The following is a 22,908-nucleotide window of genomic DNA, read 5'->3' as shown; positions in this document are numbered from 1 at the left end:
TTTCCCCTGCAGTCGTTAACCCCTTGGCGACCGGAGTCGCCTATTTTCATGGGCCCGTCTGCCCGCTTGATGGAGTTGCAGTGCGTATGCGTGGCGAAACTGGTATAGCGTTTTCCATGCCGGGGGGAGATGCCTCCGGAACGGTCGGAGCCAGACCTGTGGATCTCGGTCATCTGGCGCGTCAGACGATGGGCGACCGCGACCTCGAACGCGAGGTGCTGGCGCTGTTCGTGCATCAGTCGCTCGGCGTCCGCGACCAGATCGCCGACGCCGACACCCGGCAGAGGGTGCTTCTGGCACATGGCTTGAAAGGTTCTGCGCGCGGCATCGGCGCCTTTGCGGTGGCCGAATGCGCGGCGATCATCGAAAAGCAGCCGGAGGACGTCCGCGCGCTCAAGCGGCTCGGCACGCTGATCGAGGAAGTGCGCGATTTCATCGCCGGCATCAGCCGCTAGAGCGGTTCAGCGTTTCATGGAATCGCCGACTCGCTCCAGCTCCTTATTTTTTGCAATTCCGGGCGGAAAACCGTTGCGCGCTTTTACTGGAATTGCTTGAGCGTCCACCTTTTTGAAAAACGTCATTTCGTGGCGCTTTCGCGCCGCAGTTGACTTGTCCGGTGGAGTGATTATCTCGGCTGCGACTCCTCAGGTGACTTTAATGACCAAGTTGACTTACATCGCCCATGACGGGACCCGATTTGACGTGGACGCCGAAAACGGCTCGACGGTGATGGAAAACGCGATCCGCAACGCGGTGCCCGGCATCGAAGCCGAATGCGGCGGCGCCTGCGCCTGCGCGACCTGCCATGTCTATGTCGACGAGGCCTGGACGGCCGAGGTCGGCGAGCCGGAGGCGATGGAAGAGGACATGCTGGATTTCGCCTATGACGTCCGGCCGAACTCGCGCCTGTCCTGCCAGATCAAGGTGCGCGACGCGCTGGACGGCCTGATCGTCAGGGTGCCTGAACGCCAAGGCTGAGGCTAACTTTCCAATTTTCTTTCACGCTGGCTGCTTGGCAGCAGGCTGGCGCTCATGCAGTCTCGCTCATTCCCAAAAAGAGGGCGCAGCGCATGACCGAGACCATCAAGACGGACGTTCTCATAGTCGGGGCAGGGCCGGTCGGCCTGTTCGCCGTGTTCGAGCTCGGTCTGCTCGACATGAAATGCCACCTCATCGACATTCTCGACCGTCCCGGCGGCCAATGCGCCGAGCTCTATCCCGAAAAACCGATCTACGACATTCCGGGCTGGCCCACGATCTCGGCCCAGGGCCTAGTCGACAAGCTCATGGAGCAGATCCATCCGTTCAAGCCGGAGTTCACCTTCAACCGCATGGTGTCGAGCCTTGAAAAGCTGGAGGATGGCAGTTTCCGGGTCGCCACGGATGAAGGCGAGGTGTTCGAGGCCAAGATCGTGGTGATCGCCGCCGGCGGCGGCTCGTTCCAGCCCAAGCGTCCGCCCATTCCCGGCATCGAGGACTATGAAGGCAAGAGCGTCTTCTATTCCGTCCGGCGCATGGAGGATTTTCGCGGGCACGACCTGGTCATCGTCGGCGGCGGCGATTCGGCGCTCGACTGGACGCTCAACCTACAGCCGATCGCCAAAAGCGTGACGCTGGTCCATCGCCGCCCTGAATTCAGGGCGGCGCCCGACAGCGTCAACAAGATGTATGCCATGCAGGAGATGAAGCAGCTCGAATTCCTGGTTGGCCAAGTCAGCGCCCTTGCCGGCGCCGGCGGCCAACTGTCATCGGCGACCATCAAGGGCGGCCCGGATGGCGATGTCGAGGTGCCTTGCACCCGCATGCTGCCGTTCTTCGGCCTCACCATGAAGCTCGGGCCGATAGCCGAATGGGGCCTTAACCTCAGCGAGAACCTGATTCCGGTCGACACGGAAAAGTTCCAGACGTCGATCCCGGGCATCTTCGCGGTGGGCGACATCAACTGGTATCCCGGCAAGCTCAAGCTCATCCTGTCAGGCTTCCACGAGGTGGCGTTGATGGCCCAGGCCGCCAAGCGCATCGTCAGCCCGGGCGAGCGCATCGTCTTCCAGTACACGACATCGTCGACGAGCCTGCAGAAGAAGCTCGGCGTCCACGACTAAGGCGTATTGATATTCAGCCGGCCTGCGAACGGCAGCTTCCTGCGCTTCCGGTGCTCACGTACCTTAAAGCGCATCACGCTGAAAGCGATTCAGGCGAAGCGCTGTAAGTCTTGTTTTTGATGCATGTCGTTCTCCCAAAACCGCTGCGCACTTTTGGGCGACATGCATTAAGTACGCTCCGCTCCGGTTCTCGAAAACCGCCATTCTCGACTCGGCCTGACCTGAATCTCAACACACCTTCAGGCGATCTACTCCGCAAGCACGGGCGCCGCGTTCTCGTTGTGACCGCGCAGTTCTTTTTCGGGCATCAGGGCCAGCGTGATCAGCGCCAGCACAAGCGTGACGCCGGCTGTGAGGAAGATCATCACGAACGGCGTCGCCGACGTCAGCAGGATGTGCGTCTGCGAGCCTTCGGTGGCCAAGGGCAGGCCAAAACCCAGCGCAACGGCGCCGAGCATGGCGACGCCCAGCGCGCCGCCCAGCGTCCGCAGGAAGGTCAGCACGCCCGTCGCGACGCCGAGATGCGCGCGGTCGACCGCGTTCTGGACCGAGACGGTGCTGACCGGAAAGGTCGTGCCGCTGCCCAGGCCGATCATCGTGGTCAGGAGTTCGACTTCGAGCAGCGAGGCGTGTCCCGCAATGGCACTGAGCAGGCCTATGCACAGGATTGCCAGGCTGAGGCCGATCATGGCGATGCGCTTGTAGTGGACGAATCGTGGGATCATGCGGCCACTGAACGCGGCGCCGGCAACCGTGCCGAGCAGGAGGCCGAGCATCGCCGTGCCGGATTCGCTCACCGAAAGCCCGACGATCGATTGCAGATAGACCGGCAGGTAGACCGACGCGCCGATGTTGGCGGCCTGCAGCAGGAACATCGACAGCGTGCCGGCGAGCACGATCGGGTTGCCCAGCACTTCGAGCGAGACCAAAGGCTCGGCCGCCCTCATCAGCCTCAGCGCGAAGAAGAACCAGAATACGGCCGAAAAGGCCACCAATCCGATGATCTCGGATGAGAACCAGGGATAGGTGCTGCCGCCCCAGCTGAGCGCCAGAAGCAGCAGCGCGGTCGCGATGACCAGCAGCACTGCGCCCAGTCCGTCGATGCGGTGGTGCTTGGCCGCGATCGGCAGCTTCTTCAGCGGGTTGTTGACGATGGCCATGGCCAGGAAACCGATCGGCAGGTTGATCCAGAAGATCAACGACCAGTGCAGATGCTCGGCAAAGACACCGCCGAGCAGCGGACCGGCGACGCTGGCCACCGCCCAGGTGCCGGAGATCCAGGCCGCGTAGCGGGCGCGCTCGCGTGGCGGCACGAGATCGCCGATCACCGTCTGGGCCAGCGCGAAGAGACCGCCGCCGCCGGCGCCCTGGATGGCGCGGCCGATGATCAGCACCAGCATGTTGGGCGCGAGCGCGCTGACCAGCGACCCGAGCAGGAAGATAAGAATGCCGGCGTGGATGACCGGCCGGCGTCCATAGACATCGGATATCTTGCCGTAGAGCGGCGCCACCGCGGTTGCGGCCAAAAGATAGCCGGTGACGATCCATGGCAGATATTCGGCGTGGCCGAGCGCACGCGCGATCGTCGGCAGGGCAGGGGCAACGATGGTCTGGTCAAGTGCTGCCAGCAGCATCGACAACAGCACGCCGCCGATGATGGTATTCTTCTCGTTCTCGCTCATCAGCGGCGCGGCTTTCGGCGCCATCGCCTGCTTCTCGACGGTCTGGTCCATGCGTCATTCTTTCAAAGGCTGATGCCTTGCGCGCCAAGACGGCTGCGGCCGGTCGCGCCTGTCATTTCTCGTGGATAGCGGTTCGAGTGTTCGAACCCGCTATATGTCGTTCGATATAGGCCGATTTCGACCGTCCTTCGAAAGTTTTCCCGGTCTGGCACCATGCTTGGGCGAAATTGGCCTCGGAGACGGCTTGCTTGCGGTCAAGGCGGCGGCAGTTGTCCGGCTTCGACGCGCTCCATCCGGTAGCGCATCAGGCGAAGGATACGGCTTTCGAAATTGACGCTCTCGACCCGGTCGAAGCGCACCTGGTCCTGATCGTGCCTGGCGAGCTCGGCTGCCTGGATCGCGGCTGCCTTCACCTTTGCCGCCTCGCAGGTCTTCTGTGCGGGGAGGGCTTTCAGCGCATCCTCGAGCAGGCGCGCATGGTTCTTGGCGATCTCGACATGGCGCTCCTCATGCCGCTTGATGTCGGCCGAGAGCGTATCCCAGACCAGCCTGACGCCGGGATCGGATTTGCGCGGGCGCCGCCATTCGGGGAGGATCACCTTGACCTTCACGGTGACGGCCGCGTCGGCGATGCGGCAGGACCCGGCGCTCTGCGCGTAGCTGATGCGGGTGGTGAAGGCCATCTGCGTGGCGCCCGGGTGCCGCGAGCCGGTGCTCTTCACCTCGGGGCCGTTTCTCGACAGCTGGTTCTGGATATCGTCGAGCGTGCGGCCGCCGACGCTGAAATAGCTGTAGGTCTTCACCAGATTGGCCGCGCCCGCCGGCATGGCGGTCAATGCGAGCATCAGGGCGCAGAGCAGGGATCGGTTCATCATATTGCCTCTTCACGCACCTTGCTTTAGGGCCGTCGCCAGCGCAACGGAATTGATTTCGCGCGGATCACGCATGGTTGATGGACAATGACGACAAGGCGATGGCAGCTGGCGCATGGACGCTATCTCGACCTCGGTCCGAAGGCGGTCGTCGTCGGCATCCTCAACGTGACGCCCGACAGTTTTTCGGATGGCGGGCTGTTCGCCGCGCCTGAAAAGGCGCTGGAGCAGGCGCGCCGCATGGTGGAAGAGGGCGCCGCCGTCATCGATGTCGGCGGGGAATCGACCCGGCCGGGTTTCGCCCCGATCACCGCGGAAGAAGAACAGGGCCGCGTGTTGCCGATTATCGCCGCGCTCGCCGCTTCGGGCGAAGCGCTGATCTCGGTCGACACCTATCGCGAGGATACGGCGCGGCGGGCGGTCGCCGCCGGCGCCCATATCGTCAACGATGTCTGGGGACTGCAGCGCGAGCCCGGCATCGCGCGCGTCGCCGCCGAGACCGGCGCCGGGCTCGTCATCATGCATACCGGGCGCGAACGGCGGAAGCTGTCCGACGTGATCGAGGACCAGTTCCTGTTCCTGCGCAAATCCCTGGAGATCGCGCGCGCCGGGAAGGTCGCCGACAGCCAGATCGTGCTCGATGCCGGCTTCGGCTTCGCCAAGGAGACGGCGGAGGAAAACCTCGACCTGATGGCGCGGTTTTCCGAGCTTCAGGCGCTCGGCTATCCGCTGATGGCCGGAACCTCGCGCAAGCGCTTCATCGGCAACGCGACGGGGCGCAAGCCTGGCGATCGGGCGGCCGGCACGGCGGCCACCAGCGTCATCCTGCGCTTGAAAGGAGCCGACCTGTTTCGCGTCCACGATGTCGCAATCAACGTGGACGCGCTGGCGCTGACCGATGCTATGCTGCAACGCGAAACCGAGCTTCCTCCCGGACACTGATCATGTATGTCATCCGCATGAAGAACTGCGCTTTCTTCGCCCGCCACGGCGTGCTGGACGAGGAGGAGACGCTTGGCCAGCGTTTCTATGTCGATGCCGAGCTGACGGTCGAGCCCAGCCGGCCGCTGGCCGAGGATTCCATCGAGGACACCGTCAATTACGGCGTTGCTTTCTCGGTTATCGAGGAGATCGTGACCGGACATCGCCGCTTCCTGATCGAGGCGCTGGCCCTGGAGGTCGCGAAGGCCTTGACCGCACGGTTCTCGCAGATCAGGAAGGCCGCGATCACCGTGCGCAAACCGAACGCTCCGGTGCCGGGCGTGCTCGATCATGTCGAGGTGACCGTTGTCTGGCCAGAATAGCGCCGTCTACCTCAGTCTCGGCGGCAATCTCGGCGAGCCGGCGAAGTCCATGGGCGCGGCATTGCGCATGCTGGACGGCGACGACGCAACGCGCGTAACCGCTGTCTCCTCGCTCTACCGCACGCCGCCTTGGGGCAAGCTCGACCAGCCCGATTTCCTCAATGCAGCCGCCGCGATCGAGACGGCGCTTTCTCCACGCGCGCTGCTCGAGCTTTGCCTCGATGTCGAGAAGCGGCTGAAGCGCGTGCGCGAGGAGCGCTGGGGGCCGCGCCTGATCGACATAGACATATTGGTGTTCGGCGACCGGGTGATCCACGAGACCGGCCTCGAAGTGCCGCATCCGCGCATGCTTGAGCGCGCCTTCGTGCTGGCGCCGCTAGCCGAAATCGCGCCCGCGCTTTCGGTGAGCGGCAGGAGCGTGTCGGAACGGCTCAATGCCGTCGATACCTCCGGCATCCAGCGGCTGTCGTCCGGCCGTGAGTGGTGGCTCGGGTAAAGGCTGGTCAGCCGGAAAAACCGCCGTCGTCCAAAAATGCCTGCTCCTCTGCGGTCGTCGCGCGGCCGAGCATGCGGTTGCGGTGCGGAAAACGTCCGAAGCGCCGGACGATCTCAAGATGCTCCTCGGCATATTTCAGATAGTCAGGCGCCCTGGCGGCCGTCAGCTCCACCGACCGTTGCTGGTCCGCCAGCGATTCGGAATGCTCGAAGGGCAAATAGAGGAAGACGCGAAGCAATTCTTCCAGCTCAAGGTCCTGACCGGCGGCGATCGCCCGGTCGGCGAAGTATCTGGCGAGCGGATCGGTCGCGTACATGTGGCCGCTGCCCCGGAAGCAGTTGCGCGGGAACTGATCGAGTAGGATCATCAACGCCAGCGAGCCTTCGGCATACGTGTTCCAGTCGTCGCACTCGCGCCGCGCGGCGGCGTAGTGCAGTTCCAGGAAGCGGTCGCGGAAATCCGTGTCGAAGGCGTCGTTCTTCTCGAACCAGGCGTCCTCGCCGGCATCGCGCCAGAATTTGGTGACCGAAAGCGCTCGCGGGTCGAGCTCTGCCATGCCTTGTTCCTCAGTTCTTGGTCTCTGCCTGGTTCAGGACGACGGCGGTTTCCTGGTTCAGCGCACGGCCGGCACGGCGCGGCTGCGTCAGCGGCGTCGGGATAGGCGTGCCGATATTGCCCTTCAGGAAACGCTGGCCGGCGCGTACGCCTTCGGCCAGTTGCGTCTCGAAGCGGGCTTCATCGCGACGACGCACATCCTCGATGACCTCGGCGACCTCTTCCGGATCGACGCCCAGCGCCTCCAGCGCGGAGCCGCCGAACACCAGCGCCGATTCGAAGGTCTCACGCAGCTGATAGTCGACGCCGGCGCGCACGAGCTGCAGCGCCGTGCCGCGGTCGAAGGCGCGCGCCAGGATGGTGACCAAAGGAAATTCGGCCTTGATCAGTTGCGCGATGCGCACCGCTGCGTCCGGCTTGTCGACGCAGATCAGCACCGCGCGGGCGCGCCCGGCGCCGGCAGCATGCAGGATGTCGAGCCTGGTGCCGTCGCCGTAATAGACCTTGAAGCCGAAGTCGGCCGCCGCCTGGATCATCTCCACCTCGTTGTCGATGATCGAGACGTCCAGCCCGCGCAGCAGAAGCGGCTGGCTGGCGATCTGGCCGAAACGGCCGAATCCGATGATCAGTACGCTGCCGGTGAGGCCCTCGGCGATGTCGACGCCGTCGAGCGACTGCTCGTCGCGCGGGGTGAGGTAGCGCAGCGCCAGGATGGCCAAGGGCGTCAGCACCATCGAGATGATGATGATGGCCGTCAGCGTGGCGTTGGCCTGGCCGTCGATGATGCCGACCGCGGCGGCTGACGAATAGAGCACGAACGCGAATTCGCCGCCCTGCGCCATGAAGACGGCGCGTTCGAGCGCCTCGCGGTGGCCGCTCTTCAGAATGCGCGCGACGGCGTAGATGCCGACCGCTTTCATGACCATGTAGGCGACGACATAGATGGCGACGAGCCGCCAGTTCTGGGCGACGAGGCCAAGGTCGAGCGACATGCCGACGGCGAGGAAGAACAGGCCGAGCAGGATGCCGCGGAACGGCTCGATATCGGCTTCGAGCTGGTGGCGAAAGGTCGATTCCGACAACAGCACGCCGGCGAGGAAGGCGCCCATGGCCATCGACAGGCCGGAGAGCTGCATGGCGAGCGCCGATCCCAGCACCACCAGCAGCGCCGCCGCGGTCATGACTTCGCGGGCGCGGGCGTCGGCCAGGATGCGAAAGAGCGGATTGAGCAGGTAGCGGCCGGCCACGACCAGCCCGACGATCGCGGCGATGCCGATGCCGACTTCGGTCAGCCGCTCCGAAAAGCTGGTTTCGGCGCCGCCGGGCGCGAGGAACGCCACCAGCGCAAGCAGCGGCACGATCATCAGGTCTTCGAGCAGCAGGATGGAGACAATGCGCTGGCCTTTCGGCGTGGCGATCTCACCGCGCTCCTCCAGCAGCTGCATGACGATCGCCGTCGAGGTCAGCACGAAACCGGCGCCGGCGACGAAGGACTGCGCGATCGGAAAGCCTCCCGCCAGTCCGACCAGGGTCAGAAGCACCGCGCAGACGCCGACCTGCAAGGCGCCCAGTCCAAAGATTTCGCGGCGCAGCCCCCAGAGCCGCGACGGCTGCATCTCCAGGCCGATGATGAACAGGAACATGACGACGCCGAGCTCGGCGACGTGGAGGATCGCTTCCGATTCGGAAAAGATGCGCAGGCCGAACGGGCCGATGACGACGCCGGCGGCGAGATAGCCGAGGATCGAGCCGAGCCCCATGCGCTTGAAGATCGGCACGGCGACGACGCCCGCGGCGAGCAGCGCCACCACCTGCACCAGATCGCTGCTCGACGCTTCCGCTGCCATGCCTGTCATCCCGTTGCCCCAAAGCGCCCCGCCTGAAACAGATTCACGCGGCGTGCCTTAGGTCTTTGCTTGACGCATGTCGTTGTCCCAGAACCCGCTGCACGCTGGACGACATGCATGAGAAGCACTCCTTGCATGGCCTGGGAGCGGGAGGCAAGGGCGCGGAGACTGGCTGGAAGAGCAGGGGGCATCCAGCAGGATACGAAGCAACCGGCTCCGCGGCAAACGCCTGTTGCAAGCCTGTTACACAAGTTTATGCGGCCCAGTCGTTGCGCGCCGTCACAATCAGAGGTTATGGCACGCTCGGCTTAGGCCAGTGGAGGCAGCCGCGATGGGCGGCTGACTTTTTTGAGGAGATGATTGAGATGAAGAAGTTTTTGCTCGTTGCCGTCGGTGTTGCGGCGTTGGCCGGTTCGGCTTGCTCCAAGGGGCCGGAATGCACGCAGGAAATCGCCGCCAAGAAGGCGCAGGACATGGCTGCCGCCCTTCAGCAAGCCATCACCAAGGATCCGAGCAAGGCGGCCGATCTGACCGCCAAGGTGCAGGCCGTGACGACGAAATATCAGGGCGCGACGACACTCGACGAAGCCTGCAAGGCCTATGACGAGCTGACCGCCACCATCAAGGGTTGAGCCCAGCCATCGACAAATGCGAAGGCGGTGGCCGGTCGGCCGCCGCCTTTTTCTTGCGTGGCGCTTCGGTCGGCCCGCCTTTCCGGAACGCGCTACGCGATACCCATCGTTCGCTTATGGTCAGCGATCTCGGCGAGCAGCCAGTCCTGGAACAGACCGGTGCCCGGCTTGTTTCCGATGCTGCGGCGCTGGTGCAGATAGATGCCGGCGGGATAGGTGTGGCGGGCGTTGAATGGGGCGACCAGCCTGCCTTGCTGCAGAAGGTCCTGCGCCATCATGGTGTCGGCCAGAGCGATCCCCGCGCCGTTTATCACCTCGCGCATGATCAAGGTGCAGTCGTCGAGCGTCGTGCTGGATTTGGGCGTGGTGTCGAGAACGCCCTCCTGCTCCAGCCAGCGCCGCCAGCGCATGCTCTCGCATTCGTGGATCAGGTGATGATTGACCAGGTCGGCCGGCGTTCGGAGCGGCACCGGCCCTTCGAGCAACGAGGGCGCGCAGACCGGCGTCAGGACCAACGGGATCAGCAGTGTCAAGGCCGGGCCGGCCTTGTAGACGAACTCGTCGACGATGGCCAAATCGAAATTGGCGCGCTTGCCCGAAGTCGAGATCTCCAGGTCCACGGAAGGGTGCAGCTTGCGGAAATTCGGCAAGCGGTCGGCCAGCCAAAGGTTCAGGACCGCCGGCACGCAGAGCACCCTGACACGCTGGGTCCTGCCGTGACCCGGCGCATCGACGAAGCTGACATCGTCGGTGGCGCGCCAGATGGCCTCGAATGCTTCCGAGAGAGAGCGCGCGTAATATGAGCCCCTGATGGTCGGGGTGATCTGGCGAAAGCCACGTTCGAACAGGTCCTGGCCGAGGTTCCTTTCAAGCGCGCGGATGTGGCGGCTGACGGCCGAGGGCGTCAGATGCAGCTCTTCCGCTGCATCCTTGATGCTGCCGAGACGCGCGGCGGCCTCGAAAGCGCGCATGCCATTGAGTGAGGGCAGGGCCATTGGCCGATCATGAATTGTCAGTTGAGTTTTTGTCAATCGACTTGGGCAAAATTGGCGTTTGATCCCCTGGCCGGTTCGGGGATACCCAAATGGCAAGAGCGACTAAGTCGCCGTCAGAAAACAATTATTTGGGTACTCCGATACCATTTCCCCAACGGCGCGGACCGGCCTCATCGGTTGCATCGGTGGCGGGAAAGGTTTGCGCACGACGCAGCCGACCTGGCAGGAGCCGCCCCGCAAATGGGAGAACGAGCTACATGCCTCAGTCGCCGGCGCCAGTCTTCGAGACGGCGGACGAGATTTCCGCGCAAACCTCCGTCGTCGTGATCCTGCAAACCGCTCAAAACGGTTTTGGCCCACGGGCAGCGGCGCTCGATGCCGAGATGGACGGGATCCTGTCCCGTGCGTGTTCCGAGCCGGTCGCGCTTGAGGAATCCAGCGCCTGCGTCGACGTCATCCCTCCCAAGGCCATGTCCATCCGCCGCGTGGTGGTGCTGGGTTTGGGCAGGGCCGAGACCGTAACCACGCTTTCCCTGGCGCGGGCCGGCGGTTTGCTTGCAGCCCATCTGGAAGGCAAGGGCGAATGCGCGGCTACTCTTGTTTTGGACCCGCTCGCCGGTGTGGATCTGCCCGCAGCAGAAGTCCTGGCGCGGGTCGCGCTCGGCATGCGGCTGCGGCGCTATCGCTTCGATATGCGCAACCGGCGGCAAGGAGCCGGGGCTGACCGGACTTTGCGGGTGCAACTGATCGGCGCGGCCGGTCCGGAGTTGAAGACGGCGCTGGCCCGGGTCAACGCCATCGCCGACGGGGTCGAATATGCGCGCACGCTGGTCAACCTGCCGCCGAACCATCTCCACCCGGACAATTTCCACGACCACCTGGAGCCGCTGCGCGAGGCTGGCATCGATGTCGAGATCCTCGATGCCGCACGGCTGAAGGAACTCGGCATGAATGCGATCCTGGCGGTCGGCTCGGGTTCGGTGAGATCGCCGCGCGTCGCGGTCCTGCGCTATCGCGGCAAGGGCGCTCCCGCGCAGCCGCTGGCTTTCGTCGGCAAGGGCGTCTGCTTCGATTCCGGCGGGCTGTGCATCAAGCGCGGCGAGCAGATGTTCGACATGAAGGCCGACATGGGCGGCGCGGCCGCCGTGGTCGGCCTGTTGATCGCGCTCGCCCGGCAGGGCAGCCCGGTGCATGCCGTCGGCGTGCTCGGCATTGCCGAGAACATGCCGTCGGGCACGGCGCTCAAGCCGCGCGATATCATCACAACCGCGTCGGGGCAGACCGTGGAAGTGTTCGATACGGATGCGGAAGGGCGGTTGATCCTGGCCGACTGCCTCTATTACGCCGCTTCCCGTTTCAACCCCTCGGTGATCGTCGATCTGGCGACGCTGACCTATTCGGTGATGCGGGGCCTAGGCTCGGTCTTTGCCGGCCTGTTCAGCACCGACGACACCATCGCCTCCCGCATGATCGCGGCCGGGGAAAAGGTCGGTGAGCGGTTCTGGCAGCTGCCGCTCGACCGGGCCTATGACGAGGGGCTGCAATCGCCTTTCGCCGATATCCGCCATCACGCCAAGGACATGGAAGACGGCGACGCGCCCTATGCCGCCGCCTTCCTGCGGAATTTCACCGAGGACCGTCCCTGGGTGCATCTCGACATTGCCGGCAAGGAACTGGCCGACAAGGACCGGCCGCTGGGCCGGGAAGGCGCCACGGCCTTCGGCGTGCAGATGCTGGAAGAGTGGGTGCAGTCCGGCCGGGCGGCGAATTAAGCGACAACGAGAATGTCTTCAACCACACAGGGAGCCGGGATGTCGTCCGAGATCGTCAGCAAGGAAGGGCGGGCCGGCTTCGGCGCCTATGAGACCTGGTATCGGATCAGCGGCAATCTCGATGCCGGCAAGGCTCCGGTGGTGATCCTGCATGGCGGACCGGGCGCCGCGCATAATTATGTCGACGCCTACAAGCTTCTCGCCAGGGACGGCCGCGCCGTCATCCACTACGACCAATTGGGCTGCGGCAATTCCACCTTGCTGCCGGAAAAGGGCGCCGATTTCTGGACGCCCCAACTCTTCATCGACGAACTGGAAAATCTCGTCGACCATCTCGGCATCCGCGGCGGCTTCCATGTGCTCGGTCAAAGCTGGGGCGGCATGCTGGGCGCCGAGTATGGCGTGACCCGGCCGAAGGGCCTGAAGTCGCTGACCATCGCCAACTCGCCGGCATCCATGAAGCTTTGGGTGGAGGAGGCCAACCGGCTGCGCGCCGATCTGCCCAGGGACGTGCAAGAGACGCTGACAAAGCACGAACAGGCCGGCACAACGGATGATCCGGCCTACCAGGAAGCGACGATGCGGTTCTATGAACGGCATGTCTGCCGGGTCATGCCGTTCCCGCCCGAGGTGACGGAGACTTTTGCCCAGATCGTGCGCAATCCGACCGTCTACAATGTGATGAACGGTCCGAACGAGTTTCACGTCATCGGCACACTGAAGAGCTGGAGCGTCATCGATCGGCTGCCGGCCATCGAGGTTCCAACACTCATCATCTCCGGCCGTTATGACGAAGCCACGCCCGCGACCGTGCAGCCCTTCAAGGACGGCATCAAGGGATCGCGCTGGCAGATATTCGAGCATTCCAGCCACATGCCGCATGTCGAGGAGCAGGACCTCTGCATGCGGGTGGTGGGAAACTTCCTGGACGACAACGACAACTGAAAAAGGGGAATGACGACATGAAGAAACTGCTTTTGGCGGCATCGGCCGCGGCATTGCTGGCCGGCTCGTGGCTCGCTCCGGCGCATGCCGAATATCTCAAGGAGCACCGCGGCGGCACCATTCGCCTTCTCGCCCGCTCGGCGGCCGGCACCCTCGATCCACATATCAACTACACCGACCAGGGCTGGCAGATGTACCAGCCGATCTATGACGGCCTTGTCGCCTTCCGCAAAGCCGAGGGCGTCGAGGGTTTCAGCGTCGTTCCCGACCTGGCCGAGGCGCTGCCCACGGTCAGCAATGACGGCAAGACCTTCACCTTCAAGCTGCGCAAGGGCATCAAGTTCTCCAACGGCCAGGACCTCGGCGTGAAGGATGTCGTCGCCTCATTCCAGCGCATCTTCAAGGTCTCCGGGCCGACCTCCGGCACCTTCTATGCAGGCATTGTCGGCGCCGACAAATGCCTGGCCGACACAAAGAGCTGCACGCTGGAAGGCGGCGTCGTCGCCGACGAGGCGGCCGGCACGATCACTCTCAATCTGACCAAGCCGGACGCCGAGATCCTCTACAAACTTGCCTTGCCGCATGCCGTGATCCTGCCGGCGGACACGCCGGCGGAGGATATGGGCTCCAAGCCGATTCCCAGCACCGGCCCCTACATGATCTCGGCCTTCGACCCCAACAAGGGCATGACGGTTTCCCGCAATCCCAATTTCAAGCAGTGGAGCGAGGAAGCCCAGCCCGACGGCTATCCGGATGTCGTGCAGTATGATTTCGGCCTGTCGGAAGAGGCGGCCGTGACGGCCATCCAGAACGGCGAAGCGGACTGGATGTTCGACGCGCTGCCCAGCGACCGCCTCGGCGAGCTCGGCAGCAAGTCCATGGACCAGCTGCATATCTCGCCGCTTTCGGCCTGGTGGTACGCGCCGCTGAACACCCGCATGGCTCCGTTCGACAATGAAAAGGCCCGCCAGGCCGTCGCTTACGCCGTCGACCGCAACACGCTGGTCAAGCTGTTCGGCGGCAAGGTGCTGGCCTCGCCGGTCTGCCAGGTCCTGCCGCCGGACTTCCCCGGACATGAGGACTATTGCCCCTTCACCAAGAACCCGGGTGCCAAATGGTCGGCTCCGGATGTCGACAAGGCCAAGCAGCTCGTCGAGGAATCGGGCACCAAGGGCCAGAAGGTGACCATCATCGTCGAGGATACCGCGATCTCGCGGTCGATCGGCGTCTATCTGCAGAGCGTACTGACCAACATCGGCTACGTTGCCGACGTCAAGCCGATCTCGTCCAACCTGCAGTTCACCTATATCCAGAACACCAACAACAAAGTGCAGATGTCCGTCACCCAGTGGTACAAGGACTACCCTGCGGCGTCGGACTTCCTGAACATCCTGTTCAGCTGCGCCTCCTATCGCGAAGGCTCGGACGCGTCGATCAACATCTCCGGCTTCTGCGACAAGGACATCGACGCGCAGATGCAGAAGGCGCTGGACCTCGGCGTGACCGACCAGAAGGCGGCCGACAAATTGTGGGCGGCGATCGACAAGCAGGTCACCGACAAGGCGCCGGCGGTCGGTCTGTTCACGCCGAAGCGGCTTGATTTCGTCAGCAAGCGCATCGGCAATTTCAAGTTCAACCCGCAGTTCAACTGGATTATCACCCAATCCTGGGTGCAGTAGGGCCTGGGTGCAGTAACCAACAGCAGAAGGCGCATCGTGTCCAGCCAAGTCGCCGCCATGCCGCGCAAAACGCGAGGGCCTTGGGCCGTCGCGTTTGCGAAGCTGGCAACGGACAGGGCCGCCATGGCGTCCCTGGCCGTGTTCCTCATCATCGTTCTCGCCTGTTTCAGCGCGCCGCTTTACGCGAAATGGGCGAGCACGGACCCGTTCGCGTCGACGCTTGACGCCGTCATCCAGATCGACGGCGCCGACGTTCCCGTGATGGAACAGTCGACGGAGGGACTGGGGCTTGGCTACACGCCGATCGGTCCGACCTGGCGGCTCGGCAATTATTTCCTCGGCGCCGACAGCCAGGGGCGGGACGTCATGGCGAGGTTGCTCTATGGCGGACTCAACTCGCTGCTGATCGCCGGCGCCGCCACCATCTTCACGCTGATCGTCGGCACGCTGGCGGGATTGATCGCCGGCTATTTCGGCGGCATCACCGACACGGTGCTGTCGCGTTTGCTGGATGTGCTCTGGGCGTTCCCGATCTATCTGCTGGCGATTTCGCTTTCCATCGTCACCATCGCTCAAGGCATCGCGATCGGACCGATCGAGATCCAATCGGGCAGCCTATGGCTGCCGATCATCATCATAGGCATTGTCTATATACCTTATGTCGCGCGCCCCATCCGCGGGCAGGTTCTGGCGCTGCGCTACAGCGAGTTCGTGCTCGCCGCGATCAATTTGGGCGTGCCGGGCTGGCGCATCCTGCTGCGCGACATCCTGCCCAACATCACCACCACGCTCATCGTCTTCGTGCCGCTGATGATGGCGCTTAACATGCTGACGGAATCGGCGCTTTCGTTCCTGTCGATCGGCGTGCAACCGCCCGCCGCAAGCTGGGGCACGATCATCCAGGACGGGCAGGCGCTCCTCTACACGCGGCCGCTGGTTGCGCTGGTGCCCGGCCTGGCGATCGCGGTTTCGGTCATGGCGCTCAACGTCTTCGGCGACGGCCTGCGCGATGCGCTTGACCCGCGCTCCAAGGTCCGGCTGGGGCGCGACTGATGATTTACGCGATCCTGCGCCGTTTCGGTCAGATGCTGTTCGTGATGTTCGGCATCTCTGTCATCGTCTTCCTGATCTTCTTCGCCACGCCCGGCGCCGATCCCGCCGCACGCATCGCCGGCCGCAACGCTTCTCCGGAAGTGCTGGCGGCGGTGCGCCACAGCTTCGGCTTCGACCAGCCTCTCTATGTGCAATACACGCGGATGATGGAGAAGATCTTCGTCACCGGCGATCTGACCTCCTTCGTCAATCGCGGCTGGAAGGTCGTGCCGGCCGTCATGGATTCTATCCCCGTCACGCTTTCGCTGGTGTTCGGGGCCGCGGTCCTGTGGGTGGTCGTCTCCATCATCATCGGCATCGTCGCGGCGGCCACCCGGGACAGCTGGCTGGACAAGCTCCTGATGGCGCTGGGCCTGCTCGGCATTTCCATGCCGGTCTACTGGCTGGGCGAGGTGATGAACCTGATCACCCAGAGCCGCTATCATGACAGCTGGGCGTTCTCCTGGGTGCCGCCGCTCGGCTACAAGAACTTTTCCGACGACCCCAGGGGCTGGTTCCTGACGCTGGTCATCCCATGGATCACGCTGGCGATCCTTTATATCGGCATCTACGGGCGCGTGCTGCGCGCGGCCATCATCGAATCCATGCAGGAAGACTATATCCGCACCGCCCGCGCCAAGGGCCTGTCGGAGACCCGCATCCTCTTCCGCCATGCGTTGCGCACGTCGCTGATCGCCTTTGTCACGCTGTTCGGCCTCGACTTCGGCGCGCTGGTCGGCGGCTCGGCACTTCTGACCGAGGTCGTGTTCGGCCTGCACGGCATCGGCAAGCTCACCTATGACGCGCTACAGAACCTCGACTTGCCGATGATCATGGCGACGGTCATGTACGCATCGATGTTCGTGGTGATAGCCAACGCGGTCGTCGACTTCGTCTATATCCTCCTCGATCCGCGCCTGAGGGCATCATGATCCTGTCCGTGCGCGATCTCAGAGTGTCTTTCCGCACCCATGATGGGCCGGTGCGCGCCATCGACGGCGTTTCCTTCGACCTGGAGGAAAGCGAGATCCTTGGCGTCGTCGGCGAATCCGGCTCGGGCAAGACGGTGTCGCTGCTTGCCGTCATGGGGCTCATCACCGACCCCAACGCCACCATCCAAGGCTCGATCCGCTACAAGGGCCGCGAGCTGGTGGGCCTGCCGCCGCGCGAGCTGAGACGCCTGCGCGGCAACGAGATCGCGATGATCTTCCAGGATCCGATGACGGCGCTGACGCCGGTCTACACGATCGGCTGGCAAATCGCCGAGCAGATCCGGGCGCATCGCGGCGTCAGCAAGGCCAAGGCGATGGAGCGCGTCGAAGAGCTGCTGGCGGAGGTGAATTTCCCCAATCCGCACGAGGCCATGTCGCGCTATCCGCACCAGCTTTCCGGCGGCATGCGGCAGCGCGCGGTGATCGCGATGGCCTTGTCCTGCGATCCGGCGCTGCTGGTAGCCGACGAGCCGACCACCGCGCTCGACGTCACGGTGCAGGCCGGCATTCTCGACCTTGTGCGCAAATTGCGGGCGAAGCATAAATCGGCCGTAGTCTTCATCACGCATGACATGGGCGTCGTCTCCGAGCTCGCCGACCGCGTCATGGTCATGTATGCCGGCCGCGTGGTGGAGCGTGGGACCCGCATGGAGCTGTTTTCCGATCCGAGACATCCCTATACACGGGCGCTGCTTGGCTCGATCCCGCCGCTGACCGGCCAGAAACCTCGCCGCCTGCCGGCGATCCCCGGTTCGCCGCCCTCCTTGCTGCGGCTGCCGCAAGGCTGCGCATTCGGTCCGCGCTGTCCGGTCCGTTACGAGCCCTGCGAGAGTGGCAGGCCGGGTCTCGGTGGCGGCGCGCATGCCGCGGCATGTTTTCGGGTGGCACAGGCATGAGCGAGGCGATGATTGACGCCGACCGACCGATCCTCGAGACGCGCTCGCTGGCAAAACGGTTTTCGATCGGTACTCGTTTTTCCGCGGAGGGCAGGCGTACGGTGCATGCGGTGGACAACGTCTCGCTGACCGTGCGGCGCGGCGAGACGGTAGGCCTCGTTGGCGAATCCGGATGCGGCAAGTCCACGCTGGCGCGCTGCCTGGTGCGGCTCTACGACATCACCGACGGCAAGCTTCTGTTCGAGGGCGACGACATCACCTCGAAGTCCCTGTCCGAGCTCAGGCCATTGCGACGGCGCCTGCAGATGGTCTTCCAGGATCCCTCAGCCTCGCTCAATCCGCGCCGGCGCGTAGGCGACCTCGTCGCCGAGCCGCTGCGCATCCACGGCAAGCTTTCGGCCAAAGAGATCGCCGCGCGGGTGGCGGAGTTGTTCGAGCTGGTCGGACTGCTGCCGGACCATATGATGCGCTATCCGCACGAGTTCTCCGGCGGGCAGCGCCAGCGCGTCGGCATCGCGCGGGCGATCGCGTTGAATCCCGATCTCGTCGTTCTGGACGAGCCGGTCTCCGCGCTCGACGTGTCGGTGCAGGCCCAGATCGTCAACCTGCTCGCCGATCTGCAGGAGAAGCTGAAACTCACCTATATCTTCATCGCCCACGACCTTTCCGTGGTGCGCCAGGTCTCGACCCGCATCGCGGTCATGTATCTCGGCTCGATCGTCGAGGAAGGCCCGGCGGAAGAGGTCTTTGCGACACCCGCCCATCCCTACAGCCAGGCGCTGATCTCGGCCGTTCCCGTCGTAGAGACGACGCCTACGGGCACGCGCAAGCGCATCATCCTGACCGGCGACGTGCCGAGCCCGCTCAAGCCGCCGTCCGGATGCCGTTTCCATCCGCGATGCCCGATCGCGGCGGACCGCTGTCGCTCCGAGCGGCCGGAACTGACGGAACATCGTCCAGGCCGCAAAATGGCCTGCCACTTCCCGACCTTGACTTGAGCTGTCTACTTTGGGTGGCGGGCGTGGCTGTCGAGACCGCGCCGGATCAGTTCTTGACGATGGCGCCGACCTCGACCGAGTCGACCCGCTTCAGGCTCATGCCGATGACCGGCACCAGCTGATCGTTGACGCGCACGGCCACCGTCACGGTCATCGAATTGCCGTCGGGAACACGCGCCTGCATGACGCCATTCAACTGCTTGCGGTTGATGGTGAAGACGACTTTCTGGGCGTCGACGACATTGCCGCCGACAATGTCCATTCCGCTTTCGGTCGAGCCGCCCATGAAGGTTCCCCTGTAACCGTCGCGACCCTTGCGCTCGACGCTGGCGGACATCTTTTGCGTGAACACGCCAACCCTGCAGCCGCCGTCAAGCGTCATGCCGAGCTTGCTGGCGGGCGTCGAACCGTTGAAATCGCAGGTGAATTTGGTGCCCTTGTACTTGCCGGCGATGATCTCGCCGGGGCCGACCCATCTGCCTTCGACGGAGCGGAAGAACTGCTTGTCCGGTTCCGCCGCGAAGGTCTTTCCGACCAATCCGAGCGGCGCGGCAATCGCAACCGTCGCAGGCAGCACGCAGGACAAGATTACGCTTCTCATGGACGACACCCGGCACGGCAGAGTCTGTTGTTGGGACCTGATCGACCATGGCGAAGATTGGTTAATGCTTCGTCACTGGTCCGGGTTTTCGCATTTACCCTATTGGTCCGGCTGACCGTCTTTTCTTGCCGCGAAGGACGTCAGCGCCGAGAGGAAATCGCCGAGGCCGGGGCGCTTGACGGCGATGAACGGCAAGGGGCGGGCGGTCTCCATCGCGGCGATGCCGATGCGTGCCGTCATCATGCCGTTGACCAGGCCTTCGCCGAGCTTTGCCGAGAGTTTTGCGGCAAGGCCATGGCCGACGATCTGCTGCACGAAACTGTCGCCGACCGCGATCGAGCCGGTCACCGCTAGATGCGCGAGCACGCCGCGCGCCAGCCGGAAGAAGCCGAGCGTGCCTGGACGGCCGCCGTAGAGTTCGGAGAGCCGCCGGATTAGGCGGCCGGCCTCGAAGACGACATAGGCGACGTCGACCAGCGCGCGGGGGCTGACCGCTGTTATGAGTGACACGCGCTTCGCGGCCTCCAGGATCATGATTTTCGCGCGGGCATCGAGAGGCGACAGGATTTCGGTCTCGGCCAGCCGCACCAGATTGACGCCATCGATGATCTCGCCGCGCAATTCGGCGAGCGAACGGCGTCCGGCGGCGGTCTCGGGTTTTGCGGCGACGAAGGTCGAGAGCTCGTCGACCAGGGCGCGCGCCGCCTTGGGATCGTCGCGCGCCACGGCATCCAGCGCCCGTTTCTGCATCTTTTCGACTTCAGCAAGGCGGGCGATGGCGAGAAATTCGCGAATGAGGATGACGAGCAGCGAGAGCAGCGCGATCGCCGCCATGCCCGCCGCCAGCCAGCCAAGCCACTCGGCGCGCGCGAAGAGGTCGCGGATCAACTGGTCGGCCCACAAGCCGACCGCCAGCGAGACGAGCACGCTGAGGGCCCCAAAGAACAGCCGTGCCAGCAGGGAACGCTTCCGCGGCGCCGTCGCCGGCGGCGGGCCCGCGGCCTCGATGTCCGGTTCGTCGAAGACGTCGACTTCCGAGGGGATCACGACCGCTACGTCGGCCCTCGCGGCACGCGGCCTGCGCGCCGGCTGCTCCTCGGTGACGCGGTTTCGCGGCGGTTGTGGCGGCGCCTCGGTCTCGGGCTCGATGCGGAAGGCCGCCGGTTTGCGGGGCGCGGTCATGCCAGATGATCTCCGATCAGGAACTGCAGCGCGCGGTCGAGCCGGATATGCGGCAAGGACAGCGTGACGCCTTCGGCGGTGCGCTCGAGCTTCGGCGGACGGAAACGCACGAAGCGGATCGCCGGTTCGGTGCTGTCGGGCGATGATCCGGAACTGTCGAACACCGCATCGACCTTTTCCGGCAAATCACCCGGGAATATGGCGGTTTCGGCCTTTCCGTCGAACGTTTCGCCGTTGATCGTCTCGCCCTTCAGCGGGGTGCCGATGATGACCGGCAGCGTCTCGCGCCCTTGCTTCACCGTGCCCTCGCGGGTCGAGCGAACCGCCGCCATGGCGACGACATCGACGGCGGCGCCGCTGAAATTCGCCCGCGCCGCGGCCCTGTCAGTCAGCCGGCGCACGATCGCCTGCAGCCGGTCGTGGCTTTCGTGATGCAAATGGTCCGCCTTGGTCGCGGCAACCAGGATGCGGTCGATGCGACGCGAGAAGAAATCGGTGAGGAAATTGCCGCGTCCGGGCCGGAAGCAGGACAGGATCTCGGTGACCGCGCGCACCAGATCGGCCATCGCTGCCGAGCCGGCATTGAGCGCCTGCATAGCGTCGATCAGCACGATCTGCCGGTCGAGGCGGGTGATGTGCTCGCGAAAGAACGGTTTGACGACATACGTCTTGTAGGCCTCGTAGCGGCGCTCCATCATCGCCTGCAGCGATCCGGAGCGCGGCCGGCCCTGCGCCAATGTCATCAGCGGCGCGAAGGTGAGCGCCGGCGAGCCTTCGAGATCGCCCGGCATCAGGAAACGTCCAGGCGGAAGCGTCGACAGCGCGCGGTCGTCGAGCTTGCAGGCCTTGAGATAGGCGGCGAAGCTCTCGGCCAGACGGCGCGCCGTCATCTCCTCGGCGTCGGCATCGGGATCGACGGTGGAAGCCAGCTCGCGCCAGGCCTGCGACAGGTCGGAACGGACGGGCAGGGCGGCCATCTCGACGGCCTCGCGCGAAAAATCGGCGAAGGACTTGCTGAGCAGCGGCAGGTCAAGCAGCCATTCGCCGGGATAGTCGACGATGTCGATGGATAGTTTTCCGGCTGAAAACAACCGGTTCCAGCCCGAAGCCGACTCATATTCGATGGTAAGCCGGAGCTCGGAGATGGCGCGGGTCGAGTCCGGCCAGACGCGATCGTTCACCAGAGCCGCGACATGGTCCTCATACTGGAAACGCGGAACGGCATCGTCCGGCTGTTCCTCCAGGAAGGCGCGGGCGATGCGGCCGGATTTCTGCGCCTCGAACAGCGGCAGGCGTCCGCCATGGATGAGGTTGTGGACGAGCGCGGAGATGAACACCGTCTTGCCGGCGCGGGAGAGCCCGGTGACGCCAAGGCGCAATGACGGGGAGAAGAGCCCGGCGGCGCGGCCCGACAACGTGTCGAGCGCAATCCTTGCCTCGTCGGTGAAATTGGTGAGCGATGATGCCAAATCAGGCCTCTGGTTGGGCGTCCGCGCCCGATATAGGCTTTGGGCCGCGGGTTTGAAATGGCCTCAAAGGTTGGCGGGCGTGAGAAAGGCTTCGAGATAGCCGTTGCCTTGCGCCGCCTCCGCGAGATTGCCGGGAAAGCGCACCACGGCGAGGCCGGAGGTCGGAAAGCCGTGATTCATCATGCCGCGCGCCGTCTCGTCGCCGTCGCCCGACACCGCCATGGCCAGATCCTCGGTCATGGGATTGTGGCCGACCACCAGAAGCTGGCCGGCGCCGCCGTTTTTGCGAATGATGTCGAGATAGCCGGCCGCATCCTCGCTGTAGAGCGTGTCGAAGAACAGCACCCGGCCGGTGTCGGTGCGCCCCGCCAGGCTTTCCAGCGTCTGCCTTGCCCGCTTGGCATTGGAGCAAAGCGTGACGTCCGGCACATAATTGCGGGCCCGCATGGCCTCTCCCATCGCTTCGGCATCGGCCATGCCCGATGCGTCGAGCGGGCGGTCGAAATCGCGCACGCCAGGCAGCGCCCAGCCGGCTTTGGCGTGCCGCAACAGATAAAGCCTGCTCAACCGGAACCCCCATGGCGCTTCGGATCAAAGCGCGATTAGTCACCAGAACGATGTCCTGCACAATGGCCGATGCCGGCGGCTGCAACGAATCGCGCGCGAATTCGTTTTCTGCCGTCGAAACAACGTCGTCGGAGCCGCCCATGTGAGACTAACAATTGCGTGAAACACTCGCCGATAGCGCTTGTGCAGGCTCTTGTCCCCGAATATATAGGCGCCAAATTTTGGGGTTG

23 protein-coding genes are annotated in these 22,908 nt (G+C 64.4%); 14 read left to right on the top strand and 9 right to left on the bottom strand.

Going from position 1 to position 22,908, the window contains the following annotated elements:
• Positions 1 to 86: 86 nt before the first annotated feature.
• The 3 genes from FJW06_RS07980 (at position 87) to FJW06_RS07970 (ending at position 2,102) form a co-directional block, all read left to right on the top strand.
• A complete protein-coding gene (locus FJW06_RS07980) occupies positions 87 to 455 on the top strand; it encodes an Hpt domain-containing protein (RefSeq protein WP_140750360.1) in 369 nt (122 codons plus the stop codon).
• A gap of 202 nt (positions 456 to 657) precedes the next feature.
• Positions 658 to 978 (top strand): 2Fe-2S iron-sulfur cluster-binding protein, encoded by a 321-nt coding sequence (locus tag FJW06_RS07975; RefSeq protein WP_040981161.1) that lies wholly within the window; start codon positions 658 to 660, stop codon positions 976 to 978.
• Positions 979 to 1,070: 92 nt separating this feature from the next.
• Positions 1,071 to 2,102: an NAD(P)/FAD-dependent oxidoreductase gene (locus FJW06_RS07970; RefSeq protein WP_140750358.1), complete on the top strand. Its 1,032-nt coding sequence runs from the start codon at positions 1,071 to 1,073 to the stop codon at positions 2,100 to 2,102.
• A 248-nt stretch (positions 2,103 to 2,350) separates the two neighbouring features.
• On the opposite strand, the gene FJW06_RS07965 is transcribed toward FJW06_RS07970, so the two are convergent.
• Both FJW06_RS07965 and FJW06_RS07960 read right to left on the bottom strand, forming a co-directional pair.
• Entirely contained in the window at positions 2,351 to 3,835 is a 1,485-nt protein-coding gene (locus FJW06_RS07965; RefSeq protein WP_140750356.1) for an MDR family MFS transporter, read from the bottom strand.
• 203 nt (positions 3,836 to 4,038) lie between these two features.
• Positions 4,039 to 4,659, bottom strand: coding sequence for a DUF922 domain-containing protein (locus FJW06_RS07960; RefSeq protein ID WP_140750354.1), 621 nt, complete (start codon positions 4,657 to 4,659; stop codon positions 4,039 to 4,041).
• 84 nt (positions 4,660 to 4,743) lie between these two features.
• Here FJW06_RS07960 and folP point away from each other — a divergent pair, with 84 nt between their 5' ends.
• The 3 genes from folP to folK are packed head-to-tail and all read left to right on the top strand — an operon-like array spanning position 4,744 to position 6,456.
• On the top strand, positions 4,744 to 5,598 hold the full coding sequence (folP, locus tag FJW06_RS07955) for a dihydropteroate synthase (protein WP_140750352.1): 855 nt from the start codon (positions 4,744 to 4,746) through the stop codon (positions 5,596 to 5,598).
• Between the two features lie 2 nt (positions 5,599 to 5,600).
• Positions 5,601 to 5,960, top strand: a complete 360-nt coding sequence (gene folB / locus FJW06_RS07950) for a dihydroneopterin aldolase (protein WP_140750350.1) — start codon at positions 5,601 to 5,603, stop codon at positions 5,958 to 5,960.
• Positions 5,944 to 6,456, top strand: coding sequence for a 2-amino-4-hydroxy-6-hydroxymethyldihydropteridine diphosphokinase (gene folK / locus FJW06_RS07945; RefSeq protein WP_140750348.1), 513 nt, complete (start codon positions 5,944 to 5,946; stop codon positions 6,454 to 6,456). Before folB ends, folK begins: the two co-directional genes overlap by 17 nt.
• Positions 6,457 to 6,463: 7 nt before the next feature.
• On the opposite strand, the gene FJW06_RS07940 is transcribed toward folK, so the two are convergent.
• Together FJW06_RS07940 and FJW06_RS07935 are read right to left on the bottom strand one after the other, a co-directional pair.
• Positions 6,464 to 7,012, bottom strand: a complete 549-nt coding sequence (locus FJW06_RS07940; RefSeq protein ID WP_140750345.1) for a DUF924 family protein — start codon at positions 7,010 to 7,012, stop codon at positions 6,464 to 6,466.
• 10 nt (positions 7,013 to 7,022) lie between these two features.
• Positions 7,023 to 8,858: a monovalent cation:proton antiporter-2 (CPA2) family protein gene (locus FJW06_RS07935; protein WP_140750343.1), complete on the bottom strand. Its 1,836-nt coding sequence runs from the start codon at positions 8,856 to 8,858 to the stop codon at positions 7,023 to 7,025.
• Between the two features lie 365 nt (positions 8,859 to 9,223).
• On the opposite strand from FJW06_RS07935, the gene FJW06_RS07930 reads away from it, so the two are divergent.
• The gene (locus FJW06_RS07930) at positions 9,224 to 9,490 is read left to right on the top strand and encodes a hypothetical protein (RefSeq protein WP_140750341.1); all 267 of its coding nucleotides are present in this window, start codon (positions 9,224 to 9,226) and stop codon (positions 9,488 to 9,490) included.
• 92 nt (positions 9,491 to 9,582) lie between these two features.
• Here FJW06_RS07930 and FJW06_RS07925 read toward each other — a convergent pair whose 3' ends face one another.
• Positions 9,583 to 10,485: a LysR substrate-binding domain-containing protein gene (locus tag FJW06_RS07925; protein ID WP_140750339.1), complete on the bottom strand. Its 903-nt coding sequence runs from the start codon at positions 10,483 to 10,485 to the stop codon at positions 9,583 to 9,585.
• A 257-nt stretch (positions 10,486 to 10,742) separates the two neighbouring features.
• Between FJW06_RS07925 and FJW06_RS07920 the strand changes: the two genes are divergently transcribed.
• The 7 genes from FJW06_RS07920 to FJW06_RS07890 are packed head-to-tail and all read left to right on the top strand — an operon-like array spanning position 10,743 to position 18,859.
• A complete protein-coding gene (locus tag FJW06_RS07920; protein ID WP_140750337.1) occupies positions 10,743 to 12,257 on the top strand; it encodes a leucyl aminopeptidase in 1,515 nt (504 codons plus the stop codon).
• Positions 12,258 to 12,296: 39 nt separating this feature from the next.
• A complete protein-coding gene (locus FJW06_RS07915) occupies positions 12,297 to 13,202 on the top strand; it encodes a proline iminopeptidase-family hydrolase (protein ID WP_140750335.1) in 906 nt (301 codons plus the stop codon).
• Between the two features lie 17 nt (positions 13,203 to 13,219).
• Entirely contained in the window at positions 13,220 to 14,881 is a 1,662-nt protein-coding gene (locus FJW06_RS07910; protein WP_140750333.1) for an ABC transporter substrate-binding protein, read from the top strand.
• A 36-nt stretch (positions 14,882 to 14,917) separates the two neighbouring features.
• Positions 14,918 to 15,934 carry an ABC transporter permease gene (locus tag FJW06_RS07905; RefSeq protein ID WP_140750331.1) on the top strand — a complete coding sequence of 339 codons (1,017 nt, stop codon included), beginning with the start codon at positions 14,918 to 14,920 and terminating at the stop codon, positions 15,932 to 15,934.
• Entirely contained in the window at positions 15,934 to 16,905 is a 972-nt protein-coding gene (locus FJW06_RS07900; protein WP_140750329.1) for an ABC transporter permease, read from the top strand. Before FJW06_RS07905 ends, FJW06_RS07900 begins: the two co-directional genes overlap by 1 nt.
• Positions 16,902 to 17,861, top strand: coding sequence for an ABC transporter ATP-binding protein (locus tag FJW06_RS07895; RefSeq protein ID WP_140750327.1), 960 nt, complete (start codon positions 16,902 to 16,904; stop codon positions 17,859 to 17,861). Before FJW06_RS07900 ends, FJW06_RS07895 begins: the two co-directional genes overlap by 4 nt.
• 8 nt (positions 17,862 to 17,869) lie before the next feature.
• On the top strand, positions 17,870 to 18,859 hold the full coding sequence (locus tag FJW06_RS07890) for a dipeptide ABC transporter ATP-binding protein (protein ID WP_140750650.1): 990 nt from the start codon (positions 17,870 to 17,872) through the stop codon (positions 18,857 to 18,859).
• 46 nt (positions 18,860 to 18,905) lie between these two features.
• On the opposite strand, the gene FJW06_RS07885 is transcribed toward FJW06_RS07890, so the two are convergent.
• The 4 genes from FJW06_RS07885 to FJW06_RS07870 form a co-directional block, all read right to left on the bottom strand.
• Positions 18,906 to 19,460 carry a hypothetical protein gene (locus tag FJW06_RS07885; RefSeq protein ID WP_181178183.1) on the bottom strand — a complete coding sequence of 185 codons (555 nt, stop codon included), beginning with the start codon at positions 19,458 to 19,460 and terminating at the stop codon, positions 18,906 to 18,908.
• Positions 19,461 to 19,559: 99 nt separating this feature from the next.
• Positions 19,560 to 20,642, bottom strand: a complete 1,083-nt coding sequence (locus tag FJW06_RS07880) for a TIGR01620 family protein (RefSeq protein WP_140750323.1) — start codon at positions 20,640 to 20,642, stop codon at positions 19,560 to 19,562.
• Positions 20,639 to 22,111: a YcjX family protein gene (locus tag FJW06_RS07875; RefSeq protein WP_140750321.1), complete on the bottom strand. Its 1,473-nt coding sequence runs from the start codon at positions 22,109 to 22,111 to the stop codon at positions 20,639 to 20,641. Before FJW06_RS07875 ends, FJW06_RS07880 begins: the two co-directional genes overlap by 4 nt.
• 63 nt (positions 22,112 to 22,174) lie before the next feature.
• A complete protein-coding gene (locus FJW06_RS07870) occupies positions 22,175 to 22,678 on the bottom strand; it encodes a histidine phosphatase family protein (RefSeq protein WP_140750319.1) in 504 nt (167 codons plus the stop codon).
• Positions 22,679 to 22,908: the final 230 nt, after the last annotated feature.

The organism is Mesorhizobium sp. B4-1-3 (assembly GCF_006439355.1).
GTDB lineage: Bacteria > Pseudomonadota > Alphaproteobacteria > Rhizobiales > Rhizobiaceae > Mesorhizobium.
Note: the sequence above shows the minus strand (reverse complement) of the source record. Positions and strands in the feature narration are given on the sequence as shown.